This is a genomic window from Luteibacter rhizovicinus (assembly GCF_004342265.1).
GTDB lineage: Bacteria > Pseudomonadota > Gammaproteobacteria > Xanthomonadales > Rhodanobacteraceae > Luteibacter > Luteibacter rhizovicinus_B.
Map to the genome: position 1 here is coordinate 1 of NZ_SMCS01000005.1, position 24,163 is coordinate 24,163.

Below are 24,163 nucleotides of genomic sequence, written 5' to 3' on the forward strand. Positions count from 1 at the left end.
GATGCGGTGCCCTTGCAGGTGCAGATCGAGACGCGGATTCTGGAAGTGACCCTGACCGGGGAGTTCACCTTCGGCGTGCAGTGGTATCTGGAAGGGCTGGCCGGGGGGACCAACGGCTCGGTCGGCCAGCCGGGGAACAAGCGGCAGGGGGCGCTGGGCAACGGCGGCAACGTGTACAACCCGGCGAACAGTTTCTTCTACTCGTTCACCAACAACGACCTGTCGGTGGCGGTGCGGGCGATGGAGACCAGCGGCAACGCGAAGATCCTGTCGGCGCCCTCGCTGGTGGTGCTGAACAACCAGAAGGCGCACATCCAGGTGGGCGACCAGATCCCGGTCAACCAGACCTATATCAACACCACGGGCAGCACGAACAACCAGATCGGCCAGGTCCAGTACCTGGACACCGGGGTGATCCTGAACGTGCGCCCGCGAGTGAACCCGGGCGGGTTGGTTTACATGAACATCAGTCAGGTGGTCAGTGCGCCGGGGGTGAAGGACACCACGACCGGGAACTTCCCGATCCAGCAGCGCGAGGTGGCCACGCAGGTGGCGGTGCAGAGCGGGCAGACGGTGTTGCTGGGCGGGTTGATCAAGCAGGACGAGAACCAGAGCGACACGGGGATTCCGGGGTTGAACAAGTTGCCGATCGTGGGCCGGTTGTTCGGCACGACCACGCGCAGCCGCAACCGCACGGAGCTGATTGTGCTGATCACGCCGCGGGTGGTGAGCAACGGGGAGGAAGCCAAGCAGGTGACGGACGAGTACCAGCGCAAGTTCGAATCGCTGCGGCCGCTGTTGCCGGCGGCGGTGCCGCGTGCCGGGGTGCAGACGACGCCCGTGCAGACGCTGCCGGCGCGGCCGTAAGCCGCGCTTCGTCGGCATCGCGCGCAGGCGCGCTCCCCCAGAGATCAACCGCGCGCACTCTGCTCTCTGTGGGAGCGCGCCTGCGCGCGATAGCCGACGGAGCGAGGACGACGGAGGCTCCCCGCCGCAAGCCCGATCTACGGACTGCGGATGTCACGCATGGCATCGCCGCTTCGTGGGCTTTCGCTCGCAAGCGGGCTCCTACAAAATCACGTCTCGCCAGGTGCCGGGTTTTCCCGGCAGCGCGCTCAATCGCCGCGCTGCCGCGACGAACTCCAATCGCGGAATCTCGATCGCTCCCATGCTCAACAGATGATCGTTCGTCACCTGCGCATCGAGCAGCGGAAACTCCCATTCGCGTAGCAAATCGCAAAGTCCCACCAGCGCCGCCTTGGAACCGCCGGTGCGCGCACTGAACATCGACTCGCCGCAAAACAGCCGACCGATAGCGACGCCATACAGCCCGCCGACCAACGCATCGCCATCCCACACTTCGACGCTATGCGCATAACCACGCGCATGCAGCTCGCTGTAAGCAATGAACATGTCCTCGCCGATCCACGTACCCGGTTGCCCCGCACGCGGTGCGGCACACGCACGCATGACCTCGGCGAACGCGCGATCGGCGGTGACCGTCCAGCCATCGCGACGCAGCTGTCGCCGAAGACTGCGACTCACATGCAATCCATCGGTACGAAACACGCAACGCGGATCGGGCGACCACCAGAGGATCGGTTCGTCTTCGTTGAACCAGGGAAAAATGCCCTGCGAATACGCCGCTACCAGCCGCTCGGGCGAAAGATCGCCGCCAAAGGCAAGCAAGCCATTCGGCTCGTCGAGCGAGTCCTCCGGATCGGGAAAGACGTCCGGAAGCGCGGGATGCAATCGCGGCAGGCGGATCATCGGTCGGCGTACGGCGAGTGCTGCATCAGTTCGTCGCGATAGGCCTCGCGTGCCTCGGCTTCATGCGCCAGCGCATCGCCGACCGCGCGGCGAAAACCTTCGTGCGCGATGTAGTGCCGCGAGTGCGTCTGCGTCGGCAGGAAACCGCGCGCGAGTTTGTGTTCGCCTTGTGCGCCGGGTTCGAATCGCGCAATGCCTTCGCGAATGCAGTATTCGATGCCCTGGTAGTAACAGAGTTCGAAATGCAGTCCGGAGACCTCGACGCTGGCTCCCCAGTAGCGTCCGTACAACGCGTCGCCACCGCGCAGGAAAAGTGCCATCGCGACGATGCGATCCTCATGCCGGGCCAGCGCGATCTGCACGCCTTTGCCCATGCTGCGACCCATGTACTGGAAAAAACGCAGCGTCAGCGCGGCATGGTTGCCCTTCATATCGAACGTCGATTCGTACAACTGATGAATCTGCCGCCATGCGGCGTCGTCGAGTTCGTCGCCACCGCGCATTTCGATCGTCAGCCCGGACGCATGCGCATGGCTGCGCTCCTGGCGAATGTTCTTGCGCTTCTTCGACGTCAGCGCGCCGAGGAAGTCGGCGAAGTCGGCATAGCCGCGATTGTGCCAATGGAACTGCCAGTCCGAACGGGCGAGCCAGCGATCGTCGAAGGCGTCGAGATCCGCCTCGGCGAGAAAGTTGGCGTGAATCGAGGACAGTCCCAGCCGGTCGGCTTCGTCGGTCATCGCGGCCGTGAGCTGATTGCGCAGCACTTCGGCGACGGGCGTGTCGGCGACGAGCAGGCGCGGTCCCGGAACGGGCGAGTAGGGCGATGCGACCAGCAACTTCGGGTAGTAGTCCCCGCCGGCACGCTCCCATGCGGACGCCCAGCTCCAGTCGAATACGAATTCGCCGTGCGAATTGCCCTTGAGGTACATGGGCGCGGCAGCGGCGAGACGCGAGCCTTCGTAGATCGCCAGATGGTATGGCTTCCAGCCGTAGTCCTCGCGCAGGCAGCCCTTCGATTCCATGCCATGCAGGAATGCGTGCGAGACAAAGGGATTGCCGTCCGGCACGAGGAGGTTCCAGTCGTCGGCGACGATGGAGGAGAGACCGTCGAGGAAGCGTACGTCCGTCATGACGTGCCGGTTACCGGGCCCCGCGCGGTGGCGGGGCCCGGAACGGGTCAGATCAGGTTCTGCTGGTCGAGCCAGCGTTCGGCGTCCAGCGCGGCCATGCAGCCGAAGCCGGCCGAGGTCACGGCCTGGCGGTAGACATGGTCGGCGACATCGCCCGCGGCGAACACGCCCGGGACCGAAGTGGAGGTGGCCATGCCGTCGATGCCCGATTTGATCTTGATATAGCCGTCGCGCATGTCGAGCTGGCCTTCGAAAATGCCCGTGGCCGGCGTATGGCCGATGGCCACGAAGAAACCGGTGACCTCGAGGTCGCGCTTCGTGCCGGTGTTCACGTCCTTCACGCGCACGCCGTTGACGCCGGAGGCGTCGCCAAGTACTTCGTCGACCGCATGGTTCCAGAGCAGTTCGATCTTGCCGGCGGCTTCCTTCTGGAAGAGCTTGTCCTGCATGATTTTTTCGGCGCGCAGCTTGTCGCGGCGATGCACGAGATAAACCTTGCGGCAGATATTGGACAGATACAGCGCCTCTTCGACGGCCGTATTACCGCCGCCGACCACGACGACGTCCTGATCGCGGAAGAAGAAACCATCGCAGGTAGCGCAGGCGGAGACGCCGCGGCCCTTGAACTTCTCTTCCGAAGCGATGCCCAGGTACTTGGCCGTGGCGCCGGTGGTGATAATCAGCGCGTCGGCGGTGTACTCGCCCGCATCGCCCTTCAGGGCAAACGGGCGCTTGGCCAGGTCGACGCTATGGATATGGTCGAAAACCATCTCGGTTTCGAAGCGCTCGGCATGTTCGGCCATGCGGCGCATCAGTTCCGGACCCTGAACACCCTTTTCGTCGCCCGGCCAGTTGTCGACTTCCGTCGTGGTCATCAGCTGTCCGCCCTGGGCCAGGCCGGTGATCATCGTCGGCTTCAGGTTGGCGCGCGCCGCGTACACGGCAGCGGTATAACCGGCCGGACCGGAGCCGAGGATCAGCAAACGGCTGTGCTTGGGGGTGCTCATGTATAATCCTTCAGGTTTGCTGGCGGCGTGTTTCAGTCGTACCGCTCGCCTCTTGCGGCGTTAAGTTCAGGCCGTATCGAGGTGTGGTGAGAAAGTGTCGACCCGGAAGAATGGGGAAGACTGGCGTGCGATTCAAGACGTTCGCTCCATAAGGTGCCTCCATGACCACACATGGTGGCTAACTCTGTCTTTTCAGGATCGTCACGATGCGTATCGGTATCCCCTCCGAAACCAAAACCCTCGAAGGCCGCGTTGCCCTCGTTCCCGCCGCCGCCGCCGATCTCGTGCGCCGTGGCCATGAGGTGTTCATCCAGGCTGGCGCCGGCTCCAAGAGCGGCTTCAGCGACGCTGATTACTCCAACGTCGGCGTGAAGGTCGTCGCCGATGCCGCCGCGCTGTACGACGCCGGCGAACTCATCGTGAAGGTGAAGGAGCCCATCGAGGGCGACCTGAAGCTCCTGAAGAAGAACCACCTGCTGTTCTGCTACCTGCATCTGGCCGCCGAGCCGGCGCTGACCAAGTCGCTGCTCGACATCGGCCTGACCGGCGTCGCCTTCGAGTCCGTCGACGAGAACGGCGCCCTGCCGCTGCTGCTGCCGATGTCGGTCATCGCCGGCCGCATCGCCACCCAGATCGGCACCACGCTCCTGCACCAGCCCAACGGCGGCAAGGGCAAGCTGCTGGGCGGCATGGCCTCCACGCCGCGCGGCAAGGTCGTCGTGCTGGGTGCCGGCGCCGCCGGTGGCAACGCCGCCGCGCTGGCCGCCTCGGCCGGTGCCAACGTCGTCGTGTTCGACAAGCGTCCGGACCGCATGGCCGAAATGATGGCCCTTGGCCCCAACGTCACCGCGCTGTATGCCTATGAGTCGTCGGTCGCCGAAGAAGTCGCCACGGCCGACATCGTGGTAGGCGCCGTGCTGATCCCCAGCGCCAAGGCCCCGCGCGTCGTGACCGAAGACATGGTCAAGACCATGGAAAAGGGCAGCGTGCTGATCGATATCTCCATCGACCAGGGCGGTTGCTTCGAAACCTCGCGTCCGACCACCTGGAAGGCGCCGACGTACGACGTGCACGGCGTGACGCATTTCTGCGTCACCAACATGCCGGGCGCCGTGCCGCAGACCTCGTCGCAGGCCATTTCGGCCGCTATCCTGCCGTACGTGCAGCGTCTGGCCGCCGGCAAGGAATGGCGCGACTACGCGCCGCTCGCGGCCGGTATCAACATCGAAGGCGGTCATATCGTGCACCCGGCCCTCAAGGGCATGGCATGATGCCCCGTCCGCAGAACGAGGCTGGCTGATACGTGGCGCGCAGCGCGAAGGTCGTAAAGAAAGAGAGCAAGGGTGCCGGTCTCAGCGACGAGCTGAAGCGGCGCCTGCGCGAAGCCGGGGCGCTGCTGCTGTTGCCGCTTGCCCTGTACCTCCTTGTCTGCCTGATCAGCTACAACGATCAGGACCCCAGCTGGGGTCACATGGGGCAAGCCGAGCGCGCCACCAACTTCGGTGGTGCGGTCGGCGCGAACATCGCCAACCTGCTGCGCTACATTTTCGGACTGGTCTCGTACTGCTTCCCGCTGCTCCTGCTCGCCCTTGGCGTGCAGGTGCTGCGGCATCGCGGCGAGCGCGACGTGGCTCCCTGGGAGCCGTCGCTGCGTCTCATCGGATTTGTCTTCTTTTTTATCACCGGCCCCGCGTTGGTGTATCTGAACCTGCATTTTCCCGTGCTGCCGGAAGGTCCCGGCGGCATCGTGGGCAAGTGGGTCGGTAGCGGCGTACTCAGGGCATTCGGCGACACCGGCGCACCGCTGCTGCTGCTCGCCATCTTCCTCGTCGCCGTGACGCTGGCCACCGGTCTGTCCTGGTTCCGTCTGATGGATACGACCGGGCAGGGCGTCGTGCGTTTCGGCGGCTGGTTCGGCGGCAAGATGCGCAAGGCACCGGATGTCATGGCCGCGCGCACCGCGCGTGCCGAACGCGAAGTCGTCAAGAAAGCCGAAGCCGTCAAACAGGCCAGACGCGAGCCCGTGCGTATCGAAACGCCCGCGCCCATGGTGGTCAAAAGCGAACGCGCCACGCGCGAAACCCAGATTCCGCTGTTCACCGGTCCGTCGGTACAGGGTGAGATTCCGCCGCTGTCGCTGCTGGACGAAGCGCCGCCGCAGGGGCCGGGCTATTCCGAGGAAACCCTCGAAGTCCTGTCGCGTCAGGTGGAGCTGAAGCTCAAGGACTTCCGCATCGAAGCGAAGGTGGTCGGCGTCTATCCGGGCCCGGTCATCACCCGTTTCGAACTGGAACCGGCCGCCGGCGTGCGCGGCAGCCAGGTGTCCAGCCTCGACAAGGACATCGCGCGCGGCCTTTCCGTGGTCAGCGTGCGCGTGGTCGACGTCATTCCGGGCAAGAATGTCATCGGCCTGGAAATCCCGAATACCCGGAAGCAGATCGTCTATCTGTCCGAGATCCTTCGTTCGGAAAAATACGATCAGATGAAATCGCCGCTCGCGCTTGCGCTCGGCAAGGACATCGGCGGCAAGGCGGTCGTCACCGATCTGGCGAAGATGCCGCATCTGCTGGTGGCCGGTACCACGGGCTCGGGTAAATCCGTCGCGGTGAACGCGATGGTGCTCAGCCTGCTGTACAAGGCCAGCGCGAAAGACGTGCGGATGATCATGATCGATCCGAAGATGCTGGAGCTTTCGGTCTACGAAGGTATTCCGCATCTGCTCGCGCCGGTCGTCACCGATATGAAGGAAGCCGCCAACGCCCTGCGCTGGTGCGTGGCCGAAATGGAGCGCCGCTACAAGCTGATGGCTGCCGTGGGCGTACGTAATCTCGGCGGCTTCAACAAGAAAGTGCGCGACGCCGAATCGTCGGGCCAGCCGCTGCTCGATCCGCTGTTCCGCGCCAATCCCGACATGCCGGGCGTGGCCGCCGAACCGCTGGAGCCGCTGCCGCATATCGTCATCATCATCGACGAATTCGCCGACATGATGATGATCGTCGGCAAGAAGGTCGAAGAACTCATCGCCCGTCTCGCGCAGAAGGCGCGTGCGGCTGGCGTGCATCTGATCCTGGCCACGCAGCGTCCGTCGGTGGACGTGATCACGGGTCTGATCAAGGCGAACATCCCGACGCGTATCGCGTTTCAGGTGTCGTCCAAGATCGACTCGCGCACCATCCTCGACCAGTCCGGCGCCGAAGCGCTGCTGGGTCACGGCGATATGCTTTATCTGCCGCCGGGCACCGCCACGCCCGAGCGCGTCCATGGGGCGTTCGTCGACGATCACGAAGTGCATAACGTCGTCGAATGGCTGCGTGCGCAGGGTGCGCCGAATTATGTCGAAGGTGTGCTGGAAGAAGTCCAGTCCACATCCGACGGCAAGTTCATCAACGACTCGGGCCTGCCGCAGGAAAGCGACGGCGATAGCGACAGCGACAACGCGCTCTACGACCGTGCCGTTCGCATCGTCACCGAAACCCGTCGTGCATCGATCTCCGGCGTGCAGCGTCATCTGCGCATCGGTTACAACCGCGCCGCGCGGCTGGTCGAGCAGATGGAACAGGAAGGCATCGTGTCGGCACCCCAGCACAACGGCAACCGCGAAGTACTCGCGCCACCGCCTCCGAAGGACTGATGCATCATGCATGCGAATCAAGCGGGCGCGTTTCGTAAACGTCCCTGGACCCTGCTCGTTTCGGGCGACCTCGAGCCGTCGGCCGAGGTGCTCGACGAAGTCGCCACCATTTTCGAACTGAACCCGTCGATCCCGGGCGTGGAACTGCGTGGCGAGGGCAAGTGGTGCACGATCGTGCGCGACTATCCCAGCGGTCATACCAACGGTATCGACGACGCGCTGCAGGTGATCTTCGCCGAGCAGCCGGAAATCGCCGAGGTTCACCTGTACGGCAACGAAGCCCGGCCGGCCCACGTGGCCACGCACGATGCGCCGTTCTGGCACCGCGACGGCAAGGCCATTGCCGACATCAACGCCCAGATGCAGGCCGGCAAGATCTCGCCGGCCGAGGCCATCGATATGCTTAAGGCATTGTTCGAAAGCGACCGCGCATGATCTCGCCGACATCCCAGAGAACCCATTCCATGAAACGCCTGGCATTGATGCTCGTCCTGTCCCTGTGCAGCCTTTCCGCCGTGGCGGCGGGTGCCGCGCGCGAGCGGCTGGATACCTTCGCCAAGGGGCTGCATTCGCTCTCGGGCCGGTTCAGTCAGACAATGTCGTCGGCCAACGGCGATCCAGGCAAGACCAGCTCGGGCACCATGGCGCTGGAAGCGCCGCGGCAGTTCCGCTGGGAAACGACGGCGCCGTACAAGCAGACCATCGTCGCCGACGGCAGCCGCGTATGGCTGTTCGATCCCGATCTGGAACAGGTCACGGTGCGAAAGCAGAGCACCGAGGAATCGCAGAGCCCGCTCACCGTCCTCACCGACATCAGCCAGCTCGACCGCGATTTCAAGGTCACCGAGCAGGGCGAGCGCGACGGTCTGACCTGGCTGCGTCTTACCTCGACAGGCAAGGACCCGCAGTTCGCTTTCGCCGACCTGGGGTTCGACGCCAACGGCCTCGCACGCATGATGTTCCGCGATCAGCTGGGCAATACGACCGAAATTCGTTTTGCCGGATGGGTGCGCAACGCGGCGCTTCCCGCCGGGACCTTCAGCTTCACCCCGCCGGAAGGCGCGGACGTGATCGGCGATGCGCCGGTTCTGATGACTCAACCGATCAAGAACTGATTCCGCTTCCCCCTTTAACGGCGCCCGTGCAAGACTGCGCCGGGCGGCGGGGAGCCGTACAGGGAGTGTTTAACGCATGTATATCGTCTGGGCGATCGTGGGCGCCGTTATCGGCGGCCTCGTGGGGCAGGGTTACGAAGGGGCGGTTGCCGGTTTCGCGATAGGCCTGTTGTGGGCTCGCATCGGCGGCCTGCGCAAGGACCTCGACGAAACCCGTCGACGGTTCGATCAACTGAATGCCGTAACTCCCGTCGAAGTAGTGCGTCCGCCCGTGGCGCCACCCGTGCGTGACGAAGGCGTGGGCGCCTGGCCGACGGCGACTGCCGTTCCGCCTCCCGTGTCCGCCGTGCCGCCGCCCGCGTCGATACCGCCGCCCGTGCCTCGCCCTGTTGCGCCTCCTGCGCCGGTGCCCGTGGCTGCGCGCGTCTCGCCTCCGCCTGCGGTCGTCGCGCCCGCCGCGCCGGTACCGCCGGCCGGACCTTCCGGTGCCGACTGGCTGGCGGACCGTATCAAGCGCTGGTTCACCGAAGGCAACGTGCCGGTCAAGATCGGCATGCTCGTCCTCTTCGCCGGTGTCGCGGCGTCGCTGAAGTACGCCACCGATCAGGGCTTCCTGAGCGTGCCGATCCCCGTGCGCCTTGCGCTGATCGCTATCGCCGCCATCGCGGGTGTCGCCTTCGGCTGGAAGCACCGCGAATCGCGGCGCAGCTTCGCCCTGTCGTTGCAGGGTGGCGCCATTGGCGTGCTGGTGATGACCATCTTCGCCGCGTATCGCCTGTATGACCTGGTACCGGCGATGGCCGCGTTCGGTCTGTTGGTCGTGCTGGTGGCGGCTATCGGTGTGCTTGCGGTGTTGCAGGATGCACTCGCGCTGGCCGTGCTCGGTCTGATTGCCGGCTTCGCTACACCGATCCTCATCTCCACGGGCAGCGGCAATCACGTCGCGCTTTTCAGTTATTACGCCGTACTCAACGTCGCTATCCTCGGCATCGCGTGGAAGCGTGCGTGGCGTGTACTCAATGTACTGGGCTTCATCGCGACGTTCGGTGTCGGTACGGTCTGGGGCGTATTGAGTTATCGATCGGAACTGTTCGCCAGTACCGAGCCGTTCCTGGTCCTGAACTTCCTGTTCTATCTGGTCATCCCGTGGCTGCACGTGCTGCGTTCGCCACGTCGCGAACGTGCCGTTCTGGATGGCTGCCTGATGTTCGGCAATCCACTTGCCAGCCTGCTGCTGCAAGGCGCGCTGCTCGAGTGGCGCGGCGAACCGCTGGCGTTGTCGGCACTGGTCGTCGCCGTGATTTACATCGCTATCGCATGGGCCGTCCGCCGTCGCGACGACATGGTCGTGCTGCGCGAAACATGGGCCGTACTCGCCGTCGCATTCGCGACCATCGCCGTGCCCCTGGCGCTCAGCGCCAGCGTGACTTCCAGCGTGTTCGCGCTGGAGGGAGCGGGACTGGTCTGGCTGGGCTTCCGTCAGGGACGTCGACTGCCGCGCTTCAGCGGTGTGGGTTTGCAGATGTTCGCCGCGCTGAGCTGGTTGTGGTCGAGTCTGTTCGACAATCACTACGCAGCGACGCCGATACTCAATGCGGCGTTCATCGGCGTACTGCTGCTCGTCGCGGCCGCTGTCCTCAGCGTGTCGCAATTCGACCGCAAGGGAACGTCGGGCGGCGCACGATTCGCGTCCGTCGCACTCTTCTTCTGGGCCATGCTCTGGTGGCTTGGCGGCGTGTTCGCCGAGATGGTCCGGTTCACGCATTCTCCGTTGCTTGCGATACCGCAGGTCTTCGTGCTTCTCGCGGTCACCGCGTGGCTGGTGGCCGAAGGCTCGCGTCATGTCGTGCAAACAGCGTTGCGAGGCGTGGTCACGTACATGGTTCCGCTGTTGCTCGCAGGCAGCGTACTCGTCGTCCTCTGGACCTTTGGCGCGCGCATCCAGCCCTTCGCAGGTTATTGGCTTGCCGCTGTCGTTATCGGCGCGCTGACGGGATGGCGCACGCTACGCGTGCTGGCCGTGCAGACGCTGGCTTCCGCCGCGGCACATGTCATCTGGTGGTGGCGCTGGGTCGCCATGCTGGTTATCGGCATCGCGCTGGCCATCGACACGTCGTACTGGCTGCTCGAAGGCTGGCAGCTGGTCGTGCCCCTGGTACCGGTGCTGGCCTTGCTCGCGCTGTCGCTGGCATGGCCGCGACACCTGGCGTTCCCGTTGGCGCAGCTCGAAGCGTCGACGCGCAACGCGCTGGTATTTTCTTCCATGGTCGTTACCGGCTGCATCGGATTGCGCGCGCTGTTCGCCAGCGGCGATACCGGTCCGCTGCCGTTTATTCCGGTGGTGAATCCGGTCGACCTCCTGCTGCTTGCCGTGCTGTTCCTGCTGGCCCGCTGGTTCGTGGATGCCGATACGCCGGCTGCCTTGCGTGGCGCCCGGCCGGTCGCGCTGGGTGCGGCGGCGTTCGCCATCGCCACCAGCTTCACGCTGCGTGCCGTGTCGCAACTGGGTGGCGTAACGTGGGGCGGCGAGATTTTCTCTTCGCATCTGGCGCAGCTATCGCTGACCGTTGTATGGAGCGTGATCGGCGTGGTCGCCTGGGTATGGGGATCGAAGCGCGGCCTGCGTATGCTTTGGCTGGCCGGCGCCGCGACGATGGGCATCGTGCTCGCCAAACTATTGATCGTGGACCGCGCGCAGCTGGGCAACCTGTTCGGCATCGCCTCGTTTATCGCTTACGGTCTTCTTTGCACCGTCATCGGCTATTTCGCGCCGGCGCCGCCGCGCCAGAGCGCCAACCTTCCTCCGGAGTCGTCCCATGCGTCGTGACCTTCGTGTTTGCTGCATCGGCCTGCTGACCGCTGCCACGGGTGTCTATGCCGCCCCGGTCGGCGACTATGCCTACGGCTACCCGCTTACCATCGCGCCCGGCGCCTCGGCCTATATTGTCGATCTGCCTGCCGATGCGTATGCGTGGGCACGTCTGAATGCCGGTCTTGCCGACATCGTCGTGGCGGATGCGGATGGTCGCGGCGTTCCGTTCGGACGTTATACGGACGCGCCGCCTTCGCCGAAGCCGGTGGAATTTTCGGCACGCCTGTTGCCGGTGCCCGTGACCGCGGAAGGAGCCGAGGGTGCGCGCATCCAGCGCAACGCCAACGGCGATATCGTCATCGATCCGGGCAAGGCCGCCGCGTCCGCGAAGCCGAGCGAATGGCTGATCGACGCGAAGCGTTCCATCACGCTCGATACCTTGCTGTTCGCGCCGCAGAGTGTGGACGCCAGCATTTCGATGAACGTCGAAGGCAGCGACGATCTGCAGCACTGGGACCGCCTCGCGACCGACATGCCGGTCGTTACGCTGAAACGTGGCGACGATACGGTCGACGAGCGATCGCTGCGCATCGGCGGCGAGCCCGCGCGTTATTTCCGCATTCGCATCACGCAGGGCGAAGCGCCCTGGACGGACGGCGATGCCGCCGCGTCGACGGTGAAGATCACGGGAGAAGTGCTCGATACCGGCGGCACCGAAGACGAGCGGCGTCAGTGGGCGGACGGCGTGGTCACCACACCGGTGCCCGTGGCGAGCAAGACGGGCGGTGTCGATTACGACTATCGCCTTCCAGCAGCGCTGCCGGTCGATTCCGTGCGCGTAACGCTGGACAGTGACGACAGCGTTGCCCGTTTCGACGTGCATTCGATCGCCGAGGACGGACTCGCCGAGGCGCTGGGAGAACTCTCCGTCACCAAGGGCGGCGCCGACGCCAAGCCCGTCGTGACGTTCGAGCCGAAACGCCGGCTGGTGATTCGCCTGCACAGTTCCGTTGCGCTGCGTAAGCCGCCGAAGCTGGCCGCCGGTTGGGTGCCCGACCGCTTCGTTTTCCTGCCCGAAGGCAAGGCGCCTTACCGTTTGCTGGCGGGCAGCTATATGGCCCGTCGCCCGGATTACCCGGTAACCGACGCTATCACCAGCCTGCGCACGGCCAATGGGGAAGACTGGAAGCCCGCCGTCGCGACGATCGGGCCACGCCAGGACGCGGCGGGCCCGTCGGCGCTGGAGGCGCCGAAAGTCCCCTATGACTGGACCAAGCCACTGCTATGGGTAGTATTGATAGGCGGTGCGGCCCTGGTGGCCGGCATGGCGGTCAGTCTGCTGCGTAAACCCCGCGATACGACGCCCTGAAACGCCCGCCACGTTACGTTATGTGTAGGAGCCCGCCTGCGGGCGAAAGCCAACGTAGCGGTGAAGATGTGCGCGACATCCGCAGCCCATAGACCGGGCTCGCGGATGTGAGCGCCGGGCTTCCTCGCCCTGTTGGCTTTCGCCCGCAAGCGGGCTCCTACAAGGTTTTTGGCCTGTTGAGACCACGTGCACGACGAAACGGCGATAATGCCCGCTCGTTACGCCACCCGTGCCCGCCATGTCGTCCCAGTTCCGCGAACCCGGCCTTTTTGCCGAACCCGAAGCGCTGAAGCCACTGGCTGAGCGCATGCGTCCGCGCGTCCTCGACGAGATCGTGGGCCAGTCGCGGCTGCTGGACGAAGGCAAGCCGCTGCGCCGCGCGCTGGAAGCGGGCAGGGTGCATTCGATGATCCTGTGGGGTCCGCCGGGTTGCGGCAAAACCACGCTGGCCCTGCTGGTGGCGCGTTATGCGGACGCCGACTTCCGCGCTATCTCCGCCGTGATGTCCGGTCTGCCGGATGTGCGCAAGGCGCTGGCCGAAGCTGAAGGCAATTTCGCGCAGGGTCGACGGACGGTGTTGTTCGTCGACGAGGTGCATCGTTTCAATAAAACGCAGCAGGATGCATTCCTGCCGCATATCGAACGCGGCGTCATCATCTTCATCGGTGCCACCACCGAAAACCCTTCGTTCGAACTCAACTCCGCGTTGCTGTCGCGTTGCCGCGTGCATGTGCTGGATGCGGTCGGTCGCGATGCCATAGTCAGTACGCTGCGCCGTGCGCTGGCCGATAAAGAACACGGCCTTGGCGAACTGGCACTGGACGTCGACGATGCGTCGCTCGAACTGATCGCTTCGGCCGCCGATGGCGACGTGCGCCGTGCGCTGACGTTGCTGGAGATCGCCTCCGAACTCGCCATCGACAATCGCATCGACGAGGTCACGCTCACGCAGGTACTGGCCGATCGCACGCGTCGCTTCGACAAAAGCGGCGAGCAGTTCTACGACCAGATTTCGGCGCTGCATAAATCCGTGCGCTCGTCCGATCCCGATGCCGCCGTGTACTGGCTGACGCGCATGCTCGACGGTGGATGCGACCCGCTTTACCTCGCGCGCCGCATGACGCGCATGGCGGTGGAAGACGTCGGTCTGGCCGAACCCCGCGCGTGGCGCATGGCGCTGGATGCGTGGGATACCTACGAGCGTCTCGGCAGTCCGGAAGGTGAACTGGGTCTTGCGCAGCTGGCGATCTGGCTGGCGATTGCGCCGAAGAGCAACGCGGCCTACATGGCGTACAACAAGGCCAAGGCCACGGTGCGTCAGATGGGCACGCTGGATGTGCCCATGCATTTGCGCAACGCGCCGACCAAGTTGATGAAAGGGCTTGGCTACGGCACGGGCTATCAGTACGACCACGATGTGGAAGGCGGCGTTGCGCTCGATCAGCAATGCCTGCCCGACGAGCTGGTCGACATGACGTTTTACGAGCCCGTCGAGCGCGGGCTGGAAGCGAAGCTGCGCGAGAAGCTGGCGGCGCTGCGCGCCGCGCGTAAGGCCGCCCGCTCGGGCAAGGACTGAGCGTTTCGCTTCGCAGGAATCGCACCGTCATTGATTTTTTGCTTGGCACAAGCGCGCAGGCGCGCTCCCACAAAAGGCAACAAGGTTTCGCTATCCCTGTAGGAGCCCGCAAGCGAGCTCCTGCCAAAGCGCCGCCTCGGGCGCTCTCGCAGAAGCCGGATTTTTGTGGGAGCGCGCCTGCGCGCGAAAGCCAACGAAGCGGCGAAGCGGCTCCCCACCTAGCCCAAACGACCCATACCTAACCCCCGAATCTCGGCGTACTCTGAGCCTGAAACCCAACCTGGAGGCCGGTCCCATGCGTATCCTCATCGCAGGTCTGATAGGCGGCGTCGTGATGTTCATCTGGGGCGCCTTCGCGCATATGGCCCTGCCCATCGGCGAACTGTCCATGCGCGCCCCGGCATCCGAAGGCCAGGTAATCGATGCCCTGAGAGCCGGTCTCCCGCAGCAGGAAGGCATCTACGTCCTCCCCTGGTTCGACATGAAGCGCCACGACGACGCCTCCGTGAAGGCATACGCCGAGCGCTCCGCCGCCAACCCCTATGCCTTCATCGTCTACCAGCCGCAGGGCAGGGACTCGACCAACATGGTCCGCGAGCTGCCCACGCAGTGGATATCCGACACGCTGGCCGCCATCCTTGTCGCCGCCGGCATGCTCTGGTGCACCCCGGTGCGCCGCCGCCGCGTCTTGCTGGCGGTGGCCTTCGGCGTCTTCTCCTGGCTGAGCATCAGCGTCCCTTACTGGAACTGGTACCGCTTCCCGCTGGCCTTCACCTTCGGCTCGCTGCTGGAGCAGGGTTTCGGCTGGCTGCTGGCCGGTGCGGCCATGGCATGGTGGCTGGGACGCGGCGACCGCTTGCCTTCGTAAGCCCGTTGCGCCAACGTCGGCACCCTTCATATGCAGCGGGAAGCGCACAACACCATGGACATGCTCGAAGTCGAATACCAATTCAGAGCCACACCCGAACGCGTATTCGACGCGTGGCTCGACCCGAAAACGGCCGGCGAATGGCTCTTCGCCACGCCGAAAGGCGAAATGCTCGAAGTCAGCATCGACCCCGTAAAAGGCGGTAAATGGCGCATCGTCGAACGGCGCCGCGGCGAAGACATCCTGCACACCGGCGAATACACGCGCATCGAACGCCCCATCATCCTGGGCTTTACCTTCGCCGTACCGCAACAGGACGAGCGCTCCGTCCACGTCAGCATCGAAATCGAACCCACCCCAGGAGGCTGCCTCCTGATGCTGGGCCACGACGTCATGCCCGAGGACAAAGAGCGCAGCATCGAGGGCTGGCTCAAGATTCTGAAGGCGCTGGACCGCGAGTTACGCTACTGATCGCCCCGTTCGTTGCGGCAAAGGGCGTCCGACAGCGATAATCCGTGGCTACGCCTTACCCCGATGGAACCGACCCATGCTGGATCCCGCCCTCCTGCGCGGCCGACTGGCCGAAACGGCCGAACGCCTTCGCGCCACCCGGAATTTCGAACTCGACGTCGCCACGATCGAGCGCCTGGAATCCGAGCGCAAAACGCTGTCGACCGAAACGCAGGAACTGCAGAACCTGCGCAACACGCGGTCCAAGGCCATCGGCATGGCCAAGGGCAAGGGTGAGGACGTCGCCGCGCTGATGGCCGAAGTCGCCGGCATCGGCGACAAGCTCAAAGCCAACGAACACGCGCTGGCCGACGTGCAGGCGAAGCTCGCCGACATCTCGCTGGGCCTGCCCAACATCCCGCACGAGTCCGTGCCCAAGGGCAAGGACGAAAACGACAACGTCGAAATTCTGCGCTGGGAACACCCTCGCGCGTTCGACTTCCACGTTAAGGATCACGTCGAACTGGGCGAACGCCACGGCTGGCTCGACGCCGACGCCGGCGCCAAGCTCAGCGGCACGCGCTTCACCGTCATGCGCGGCCAGCTCGCGCATCTGCACCGCGCACTCGGTCAGTTCATGATCGACCTGCACACGCGCGAGCACGGTTACCTGGAATGCAATGTCCCGCTGATCGTCAACGCGGACAGCATGCAGGGCACCGGCCAGTTGCCGAAGTTCGAGGAAGACCTGTTCTCGACGCAGGTCGGCGACGCCAAGCGTTACCTCATCCCGACTGCCGAAGTCGCACTTACCAACCTGGTGCGCGACAGCATCGTCGAAGCCGACGAACTGCCCATGCGCCTCACGGCGCAGTCGATGTGCTTCCGCGCCGAAGCCGGCAGCTACGGCCGCGACACCCGCGGCATGATCCGCCAGCACCAGTTCGAGAAAGTCGAAATGGTCCAGATCGTCGCGCCGGAAAACAGCTACGCGCATCTGGAAGAAATGGTCGGCCACGCCGAAGCCGTGCTGAAAGCGCTGAAGCTGCCGTACCGCAAAGTCCAGCTATGTACCGGCGACATGGGCTTCGCCGCTTCCAAAACCTACGACCTGGAAGTCTGGCTACCCAGCCAGAACACCTATCGCGAAATCTCGTCGTGCTCCAACTGCGAAGACTTCCAGGCCCGCCGCATGCAGGCCCGCTGGCGCAACCCCGCCACCGGCAAGCCCGAACTGGTCCACACCCTCAACGGTTCGGGTCTGGCTATCGGCCGCACGCTGGTCGCGGTCATGGAGAACTACCAGCAAGCCGACGGCAGCATCACCGTGCCCGAGGCACTGCGCCAGTACATGGGTGGACTCGAAGTTATCGCCTGAGCGGGTACAATCGTCGGGCAGGGTGGCCAGGGGCGCCCGGAAAATTTGGAGAGATGGCCGAGCGGTTTAAGGCAGCAGTCTTGAAAACTGCCGTAGGTGTGAGCCTACCGTGGGTTCGAATCCCACTCTCTCCGCCATGTACAAAAGAAGGGTCGCGACAAGGCATGTCGCGGCCCTTTTCTTTGCAGCAAGTCTTTGCAGCAAGACGAAGTGCGTAGTCGCGAGCATCCACGTTGTTCTCATCGCGTGGATGCGAACCGAAGGATTGGGGACAGGGGGAGGACGCCATGCATTGCTATATCCATCAGGACACGGCCGCCATCGGTTTGTGCAAATCAATTGCCTGGGTAATCGTAGGTCTGGGCGCTGTCATGCTCCTAAAGCCCACCAAACACCGCAAAAGCTAAAGGCTCTGCGTAGGAACGGGCTTGACCGCGATCCCTGCGTGCGATCAGCGAACGATCGCGACACCTCAACTCATCCAAGCAGGACTAACGAATGTTCCAACTGCTCAAAGAGGCCTGGCTAGGATCGCCCCCCATCAAGTTCGAAAGCGCCTTCGGCATGAACGAATCCGTCGAACGCCTGAAAGCCGCCACAAGTCGATGGGGAACGGGTTTGTTCTCCGTTTCGAAAGAGCGAGCGGTAGGAACCGTCACCGAATCGCGCGTATCGCTTTACCGCGTTATCCCGATGGTCAACAACTCATTCAAGCCTATATTTGTCGGACGGTTCGAGCACGACGCATCGGGCGTCGTACTTGTCGGACGGTTCGGGATGCACTGGTCAGTAAAGATTTTTCTGGCCATATGGATGGGTATTTGCGCGTTTGGCACAGCAGCGAGTCTGTCCAGTTCTACGTCGACGTTGAACGGTGGCGTCCTGTCGCTTTCGGGCCTCGGAATGCTCGCATTCGGCATAGCATTGATGTGGTTCGGTGCATGGCTCTCACGCAACGATCCGGTGTGGCTTGGTGACCTCATAGGCAAGGCTTTAGGCGCGGAGAAATCCAGCGTCACAACGACGTCGGGGCAGGTCTTAGCCGCGAAAGCATCCGCAGACGGCGCTTCCAGATTCATTCGGCTAGCAACCGCAGGACTTAGCTTCACAGGGTTGCTGGTCTGCGCTTCCGCCATCACGGGCATCCTGTCGTATCAGGGAGGCACACGCGGCGAAATCATCACGCACTATACGGACGTGCGGTTACGTTTTATGGCAGGTGTTTACGGGGTCTTCTTGCTTGCGATGGCGTTCGGCGTCTATCGACGTAGTTTGTTCGCCTGGCGCATGGGGTTCGTGGTGTTTGCGAGTGCTGCAGCGTTTCAGCCGTTCTTTCTGTTGACGATGGGTGGCTTCGGTGGCGAGTGGACGCCGGTGGCGATTATGGGTTTTTTTAGTGTGGTTGTTCTGTTTGTTTGGGGGCGGTGGTGGTATGCGCAGCGGGAACATTTTCTTGAGTGACTAGCAATGATGGATCGCCGTACTCTTCCCCTTTTACTCGGGAACACCATTTGGTTCCAGAACCAACGAAACATTTTAACTAAGGACAATTCCAATGAAGCCAGCAAGTATTTTTCTCGCAGTTCTCGCGCTCAACGCAACTGCAATTTGCTGTGCCGAGGAAGTCACCTATTATTTAACGGACCCGCAAGGAACGCCTCTGGCGATAACGGATATCGCTGGAAACATTACTGGTCGACTGGATCACAGTCCGTTTGGGCGGTCAGTACTTGATCGATCGGAAGGTGTCGGATACACAGGTCACGTGGCCGATCCTGACACCGATTTCGTCTACATGCAGGCGCGCTACTTTGATCCTTCGATAGGTCGGTTTTTGAGCACCGACCCGAAATCCGCAAAAGCCGGCGACATGTTTAACTTTAATCGCATGGCGTATGCCAATGACAACCCAATGCGTTTCGTCGACTTGGACGGTCGCGAGATAAGACTGACTGGCTCAGATGACGACAAGAGGCAGTTCATCTCGATCGCCTATCTCCACTGGCTAAGCACTGAGCATATGGGGTTGAGCCCCAATAAATCTCGCGATTCGGAAATAGTCAAGATGCTACTGGACTGGAGAGACCACCTCGGTTGAGTGGGCGGAAAGACGGCGGAACAAAAAGGATCAAAGGGGGCAGAGTGATTTTTTGAGTCTAGCGGTGCAACGAGCTCTCGATAAATGACTCTGACCGCTTTGTTCGACCCCTTTGTTCGTTGAACTATCGATGCCTGTCGTGGAGAAAAGGTCTAACCGATGATCAGCGCGGTCGCGACAGGAGTGTCCACCTTGGGTGAAAGCTGACATCGCCAGCTTATCGACTAGCCACTCCAACAGCAGAAGCCATTGTCGATCTTCAGGCTTTGAAATGGACTTCTTTTGCGTAGGTGAAGTCAGTACTTCAAATTCAATTCCGGTATGCGCTTTCTATTGAGCTCGAAGAGGTCCTGGAACTCCTCTTCTGTCAGTTCGTCGGAGGCATAAACAGCCACTGGGTCCCAGGCACGGTCTGTCGGCTGCGGTTGGCGCGGGCCACCGCGCAACGAATACCAGTGCCCATCGCGCTGGAGTAACTCGGGAGCCTCCGCAACGTGCTCGGTTCTGACGTTATTGGAGGTATCAAGGAACACGGCGATGATCATGGGCAACTCCTCGTGAAGCGTGGCTGGATGTACCGATAAAAACGATGGATCCTATCTCTGTATAAAGAGGAGATAGGCTGCATTCGAACGCCAGAAGCCATAGAGCTGGATGGTCACTGGGCTGGTCCTTTCTGCGGGGTTTGGGGAAATACCTTTCCGTCGGGAATGACGCGAGCCGGGCGTCATTCACAGCAACGCGCGGCGAAAGTCGCCGAGTAGCTGGGCAAGTTCAGCGGTGAAGCGTGCCGCAGCTGCGCCATCGATGACGCGATGGTCGTAGGACAGTGAGAGAGGAAGCAGAAGGCGCGGGCGAAACGCGGTGCCGTCCCACACCGGCTGGATGGACGACTTGGAAACGCCGAGGATGGCTACCTCCGGAGCATTCACGATGGGTGTGAAGGCGGTGCCGCCGATGCCACCCAGCGAGCTGATCGAGAAGCAGCCACCCTGCATGTCGGCGGGACCGAGCTTGCTATCGCGCGCGTTGGTAGCGAGCGACGCCGTTTCCCGCGCAATCTCGCGGATACCCTTTTTATCAGCATCACGTAGCACCGGCATGACCAAGCCCCGTGGCGTGTCGGCCGCAAAGCCAACGTGGTAGTACTTCTTCAGGATCAATGTGTCGCCGCTCTCGTCGAGGGAGGCATTGACGTGTGGAAAGCGCTTGAGAAGGACGACGGATGCCTTGATCAGGAAGGCCAGCATGGTGACTTTGGTGCCATCCTTCTCCGTCTCCCGATTGAGTTGTACGCGGAATGCTTCGAGGTCCGTGACGTCAGCATGGTCGTGCTGGGTGACATGCGGCACGACCACCCAGCTTCGGGAAAGATTAGCCCCAGATACTTTCTGGATACGGCTGAGTGACTGCGTTTCGATAGCGCCGAATTTGGCGAAGTCGATGTTTGGCCAAGGCTGGAGATTCAGCCCTCCGCCAAGTGCTTGTGAAGCCGTAGTCTCGATGCGTCTGCTATCAACGGACAACGCGGTTCGTACGTAGGTCTCCACGTCGCCGCGCAGCATGCGACCGTTGCGCCCGGTGCCTGTGACTTGGGCCAACTCCACGCCCAGTTCGCGGGCCAACTGGCGCACGGTGGGACTTGCATATGGAGCGTCGCCGGGCACGACGAAAGATGCATCCCATCTCGCGCTTGCCTGACTATTCTCGATGCGCGGCTTTTCGGCTGGCTCGGTAGCGGCGATTGCAACCCGCCTCACCAAGGGTGCCGCATCGGCTTCGTGGGGAGGCCTTGCATCAGCGACCGATGTTGCGATGTCCACAGTGGCGTCGCTCACTTCGATCAGCGCGATCACGTTACCTTCGGAAAGAATGTCGCCGAGGTGCGCCTTCAATTCCCTGACGATACCGGCCATGGACGAGGGTACCTCCATGGTGGCCTTGTCCGACTCGAGTGTGATGATGCCCTGATTAACCGCGACGCGATCGCCGACTTTGACGAGCCACTCGATGACGGGGACGTCGTGGGCGCCGCCAAGGTCCGGCACGCGCACTTCTTTGAGGTTGTCCATACGTGTCTCTGGGATCGCGCGCCATGCATTGGCGCCTGTGTCGGATCGCTACGGCAACTCGCGTCACACCGCCGCTGGATCGGCCTTTTCGGGATCGATGCCGAAAGCCTGGATCGCATGGACAACGAGGGAGCGTGGCACCTGTCCATCATCCGCGAGAGCCTTTAGCGCTGCCAAGGCTACGAAGTGCCGATCTACTTCAAAGAAGGTTCGCAGCGACGCCCGCGTATCAGAGCGGCCGAAGCCATCCGTACCCAGCGCGACGAAGCGACGGCCATGGATGAAAGGGCGGATCTGGTCACTCACAATCTTCATGTAGTCGGTAGCGACAACCACGGGCCCATGGCGGCCGGCAAGGCACGTTTGCACGTAGGGAGCGCGTGGCTCGGCTTCCGGGTGGAGCATGTTCCAGCGCTCTGCGGCCAAGCCATTGCGACGGACCTCGGTGAGGCTGGTCGCACTCCAGATATCACTGAGAACCCCGTAGTTCTTCTCAAGGAGATCGGCTGCCGCCAACACCTCGTTGAGGATGGCGCCGCTACCCATCAGCTGCACTCGCGGGGTTTTCTTCGATGCCTTGCTGCCTTCGCGCAGCAGATAGAGTCCCTTGAGAATGCCTTCTTCCGCACCATCCGGCATGGCGGGATGAGGGTAGTTCTCGTTGAGAATCGTGATGTAGTAGTAGATGTCTTCCTGTTCCACGAACATGCGGCGCATGCCATCCTGCACGATGACGGCAAGCTCGTAGGCAAATGTCGGGTCGTACGAGATGCAGCTGGGAATGACGGACGACAGCACGTGGCTATGGCCGTCGTCATGCTGCAAGCCCTCACCCATCAGAGTGGTTCGCCCAGACGTCGCACCCAGCAGGAAGCCGCGTGTCCTTGCATCGGCCGCCGCCCATGCCAGATCGCCCACGCGTTGCAATCCAAACATCGAATAGAAGATGTAGAACGGGATCGTGGTCAACGCATGGTTGCTGTAGGACGTGCCTGCTGCGATCCACGACGAAATGGCGCCCGATTCGTTGATGCCTTCCTGCAGAATCTGCCCGTCCTTGGCTTCCTTGTAATAGCTCAGCTGTCCTGCGTCCTGCGGGGTGTAAAGCTGCCCAAGATAGGAGTGGATGCCGATCTGGCGGAACAATCCTTCCATGCCGAACGTGCGTGATTCATCCGGAACGATAGGGATAACGAGCTTGCCGAGATTAGGGTCTTTCAGCAGCGTACTCAGGATGCGCACGAACGCCATGGTGGTGGACTGCCCGCGCTCGCCGCTTCCCTGTAAGAGGCTGGCGAAGGTCGATAGCGCCGGAATGGGCAGCGGCGGCGTCTGATGGAGGCGTGCGGGCAGCTGGCCACCAAGGGCGCTGCGACGCTCAGCGAAGTAGCGCGCTTCTTCGCTGTCCGGCGCAGGCCGTAGATATGGCATCTCTTCCAGTTGCGCATCGCTGACGGGAAGGGCAAAGCGGTCACGGAACGCGCGTACCGCGTCCACACTCATCTTCTTCAGCTGGTGATTGATGTTCTGGCCTTCGCCCGCCTCACCCATGCCAAAGCCCTTGACGGTCTTGGCCAGGATGACCGTGGGGCGCCCGCTGGTGCTGGCTGCTTGCGAGTAGGCGGCATAAACCTTCTCGGGGTCGTGGCCGCCGCGCGTGAGCTTCCAGATGTCATCGTCGGACATGTCGGCGACCAACGTCAGCAATTCAGGGTGCTTGCCGAAAAAATGCTCGCGGACATAGGCGCCATTCTGCGACTTGAACGTCTGATAGTCGCCGTCGACACATTCCATCATGCGTTGGCGAAGAAGGCCGCTCGTGTCCTTCGCCAGGAGGGCATCCCATCCGTCGCCCCAGATGACCTTGATGACGTTCCAGCCGGCGGCATGGAAGGTTCCCTCCAACTCCTGGATCACCTTGCCGTTGCCGCGCACCGGGCCGTCAAGGCGCTGCAAATTGCAATTAACGACGAAGATCAGGTTGTCGAGTCGTTCGCGGCCGGCCACGGAGATTGCCGCAAGGGATTCGGGCTGATCCATTTCGCCATCGCCGAGGAAGGCCCAGACCTTGCGCCCCTGGTGCTCCTTCAGGCCGCGATACTCCAGGTAGCGCATGTAGCGGGCCTGGTAAGCGGCGGTCAGCGGTCCCAGCCCCATGGACACGGTGGGGAATTGCCAGAAGTCGGGCATCAGGCGGGGGTGCGGATAGGAGGACAATCCCGCGACCGCCGATTCGCGTCGAAAGTTGTCCATCAGCGCGTCGCTAATGCGGCCCTCGACAAACGCTCGGCCATAGATGCCAGGTGCCGAGTGGCCCTGGATGTACACCATGTCGCCGTCAAACGTATCGGTGCGTCCGCGGAAGAAATGATCGAATCCCACGTCGTAAAGCACGGCGGCCGATTGATAGGTGGCGATGTGGCCGCCGACGTTGGAATGCTTGCCTGCCCGAAGCACCATCACCATCGCATTCCAGCGGATGTAGGCATTCAGTCGGCGCTCGATGGCGAGGTCACCTGGATAGTCCGGTTGCCGCTCCCGCGCAATCGTATTCACGTATGCCGTCGTTACCCTGCCATGAAGATCGCCATGGCGGCTGACATCAAAGTCGCTTAACTGGTCCATCAAGTAATGCGCGCGAGCGCGCCCATCTGCTTTCGTCACCGCCTCGAATGCTTCGACCCATTCGCGAGTTTCCGCAGGATCGATGTCGGGCTGCACGAAAGGATGATTCATGGGGACCTCCGATTAGATGGGATAGAGCTGATCGCACGGAGCGACGGCATGGACTGGAAAGGAGACGCCCCGGGAGGCGTCAACATACGATTGCAATTGCAATTGATACCAGCCGATCATGCCGCGATATAATTGCGATTGCAACTCATCG

Annotated in this window: 19 protein-coding genes and 1 tRNA gene; 14 read left to right on the forward strand and 6 right to left on the reverse strand. The window is 62.7% G+C overall.

The genetic code is table 11. The features are described from left to right. Positions 1–867 (forward strand): type II secretion system protein GspD (locus EC912_RS12915; protein WP_132144708.1); only part of this gene is annotated, 867 nt, incomplete at its 5' end. A gap of 201 nt (positions 868–1,068) precedes the next feature. Here EC912_RS12915 and aat read toward each other — a convergent pair. From aat to trxB, 3 genes are read right to left on the reverse strand one after another with little or no spacing between them, the layout of a single operon-like run. Then, complete coding sequence (aat, locus tag EC912_RS12920; protein WP_132144710.1) at positions 1,069–1,770, reverse strand: leucyl/phenylalanyl-tRNA--protein transferase; 702 nt, start codon at positions 1,768–1,770, stop codon at positions 1,069–1,071. Beyond that, a complete protein-coding gene (locus EC912_RS12925) occupies positions 1,767–2,900 on the reverse strand; it encodes a GNAT family N-acetyltransferase (RefSeq protein ID WP_132144712.1) in 1,134 nt (377 codons plus the stop codon). Before EC912_RS12925 ends, aat begins: the two co-directional genes overlap by 4 nt. A 47-nt stretch (positions 2,901–2,947) precedes the next feature. After that, positions 2,948–3,907 carry a thioredoxin-disulfide reductase gene (trxB, locus tag EC912_RS12930; RefSeq protein ID WP_132144714.1) on the reverse strand — a complete coding sequence of 320 codons (960 nt, stop codon included), beginning with the start codon at positions 3,905–3,907 and terminating at the stop codon, positions 2,948–2,950. A 206-nt stretch (positions 3,908–4,113) separates the two neighbouring features. On the opposite strand from trxB, the gene ald reads away from it, so the two are divergent. From ald to EC912_RS12995, 13 genes are all read left to right on the forward strand, one after another. Further along, a complete protein-coding gene (gene ald / locus EC912_RS12935; protein WP_132144716.1) occupies positions 4,114–5,178 on the forward strand; it encodes an alanine dehydrogenase in 1,065 nt (354 codons plus the stop codon). Between the two features lie 32 nt (positions 5,179–5,210). Beyond that, the gene (locus EC912_RS12940) at positions 5,211–7,538 is read left to right on the forward strand and encodes a DNA translocase FtsK (protein WP_132144718.1); all 2,328 of its coding nucleotides are present in this window, start codon (positions 5,211–5,213) and stop codon (positions 7,536–7,538) included. Positions 7,539–7,544: 6 nt separating this feature from the next. After that, the gene (locus EC912_RS12945) at positions 7,545–7,973 is read left to right on the forward strand and encodes a hypothetical protein (protein WP_132144720.1); all 429 of its coding nucleotides are present in this window, start codon (positions 7,545–7,547) and stop codon (positions 7,971–7,973) included. A gap of 29 nt (positions 7,974–8,002) precedes the next feature. Next, complete coding sequence (gene lolA, locus EC912_RS12950; RefSeq protein WP_132144722.1) at positions 8,003–8,653, forward strand: outer membrane lipoprotein chaperone LolA; 651 nt, start codon at positions 8,003–8,005, stop codon at positions 8,651–8,653. 76 nt (positions 8,654–8,729) lie between these two features. Beyond that, entirely contained in the window at positions 8,730–11,480 is a 2,751-nt protein-coding gene (locus EC912_RS12955; RefSeq protein WP_132144724.1) for a DUF2339 domain-containing protein, read from the forward strand. Beyond that, positions 11,470–12,834 carry a DUF3999 family protein gene (locus tag EC912_RS12960; protein WP_132144726.1) on the forward strand — a complete coding sequence of 455 codons (1,365 nt, stop codon included), beginning with the start codon at positions 11,470–11,472 and terminating at the stop codon, positions 12,832–12,834. The genes EC912_RS12955 and EC912_RS12960 overlap by 11 nt, the downstream gene beginning before the upstream one ends. A gap of 238 nt (positions 12,835–13,072) precedes the next feature. After that, positions 13,073–14,410 carry a replication-associated recombination protein A gene (locus tag EC912_RS12965; protein ID WP_132144728.1) on the forward strand — a complete coding sequence of 446 codons (1,338 nt, stop codon included), beginning with the start codon at positions 13,073–13,075 and terminating at the stop codon, positions 14,408–14,410. A 295-nt stretch (positions 14,411–14,705) separates the two neighbouring features. Beyond that, positions 14,706–15,278 carry a hypothetical protein gene (locus tag EC912_RS12970; RefSeq protein WP_132144730.1) on the forward strand — a complete coding sequence of 191 codons (573 nt, stop codon included), beginning with the start codon at positions 14,706–14,708 and terminating at the stop codon, positions 15,276–15,278. A gap of 30 nt (positions 15,279–15,308) precedes the next feature. Beyond that, positions 15,309–15,749, forward strand: a complete 441-nt coding sequence (locus EC912_RS12975) for an SRPBCC family protein (RefSeq protein ID WP_132144732.1) — start codon at positions 15,309–15,311, stop codon at positions 15,747–15,749. Between the two features lie 76 nt (positions 15,750–15,825). Next, positions 15,826–17,106 (forward strand): serine--tRNA ligase, encoded by a 1,281-nt coding sequence (gene serS / locus EC912_RS12980; protein ID WP_132144734.1) that lies wholly within the window; start codon positions 15,826–15,828, stop codon positions 17,104–17,106. A gap of 47 nt (positions 17,107–17,153) precedes the next feature. Further along, positions 17,154–17,243: transfer RNA gene (locus EC912_RS12985), tRNA-Ser, on the forward strand. A 361-nt stretch (positions 17,244–17,604) separates the two neighbouring features. Further along, a complete protein-coding gene (locus EC912_RS12990; protein ID WP_132144736.1) occupies positions 17,605–18,567 on the forward strand; it encodes a hypothetical protein in 963 nt (320 codons plus the stop codon). 94 nt (positions 18,568–18,661) lie between these two features. Beyond that, the gene (locus EC912_RS12995) at positions 18,662–19,204 is read left to right on the forward strand and encodes an RHS repeat domain-containing protein (protein ID WP_132144738.1); all 543 of its coding nucleotides are present in this window, start codon (positions 18,662–18,664) and stop codon (positions 19,202–19,204) included. Between the two features lie 296 nt (positions 19,205–19,500). Here EC912_RS12995 and EC912_RS13000 read toward each other — a convergent pair whose 3' ends face one another. From EC912_RS13000 to aceE, 3 genes are all read right to left on the reverse strand, one after another. Next, positions 19,501–19,749, reverse strand: a complete 249-nt coding sequence (locus EC912_RS13000) for a hypothetical protein (RefSeq protein ID WP_132144740.1) — start codon at positions 19,747–19,749, stop codon at positions 19,501–19,503. Positions 19,750–19,935: 186 nt separating this feature from the next. Then, on the reverse strand, positions 19,936–21,291 hold the full coding sequence (aceF, locus tag EC912_RS13005; RefSeq protein ID WP_279389035.1) for a dihydrolipoyllysine-residue acetyltransferase: 1,356 nt from the start codon (positions 21,289–21,291) through the stop codon (positions 19,936–19,938). 48 nt (positions 21,292–21,339) lie between these two features. Continuing rightward, positions 21,340–24,012: a pyruvate dehydrogenase (acetyl-transferring), homodimeric type gene (gene aceE / locus EC912_RS13010; protein WP_132144744.1), complete on the reverse strand. Its 2,673-nt coding sequence runs from the start codon at positions 24,010–24,012 to the stop codon at positions 21,340–21,342. Positions 24,013–24,163 lie beyond the last annotated feature (151 nt).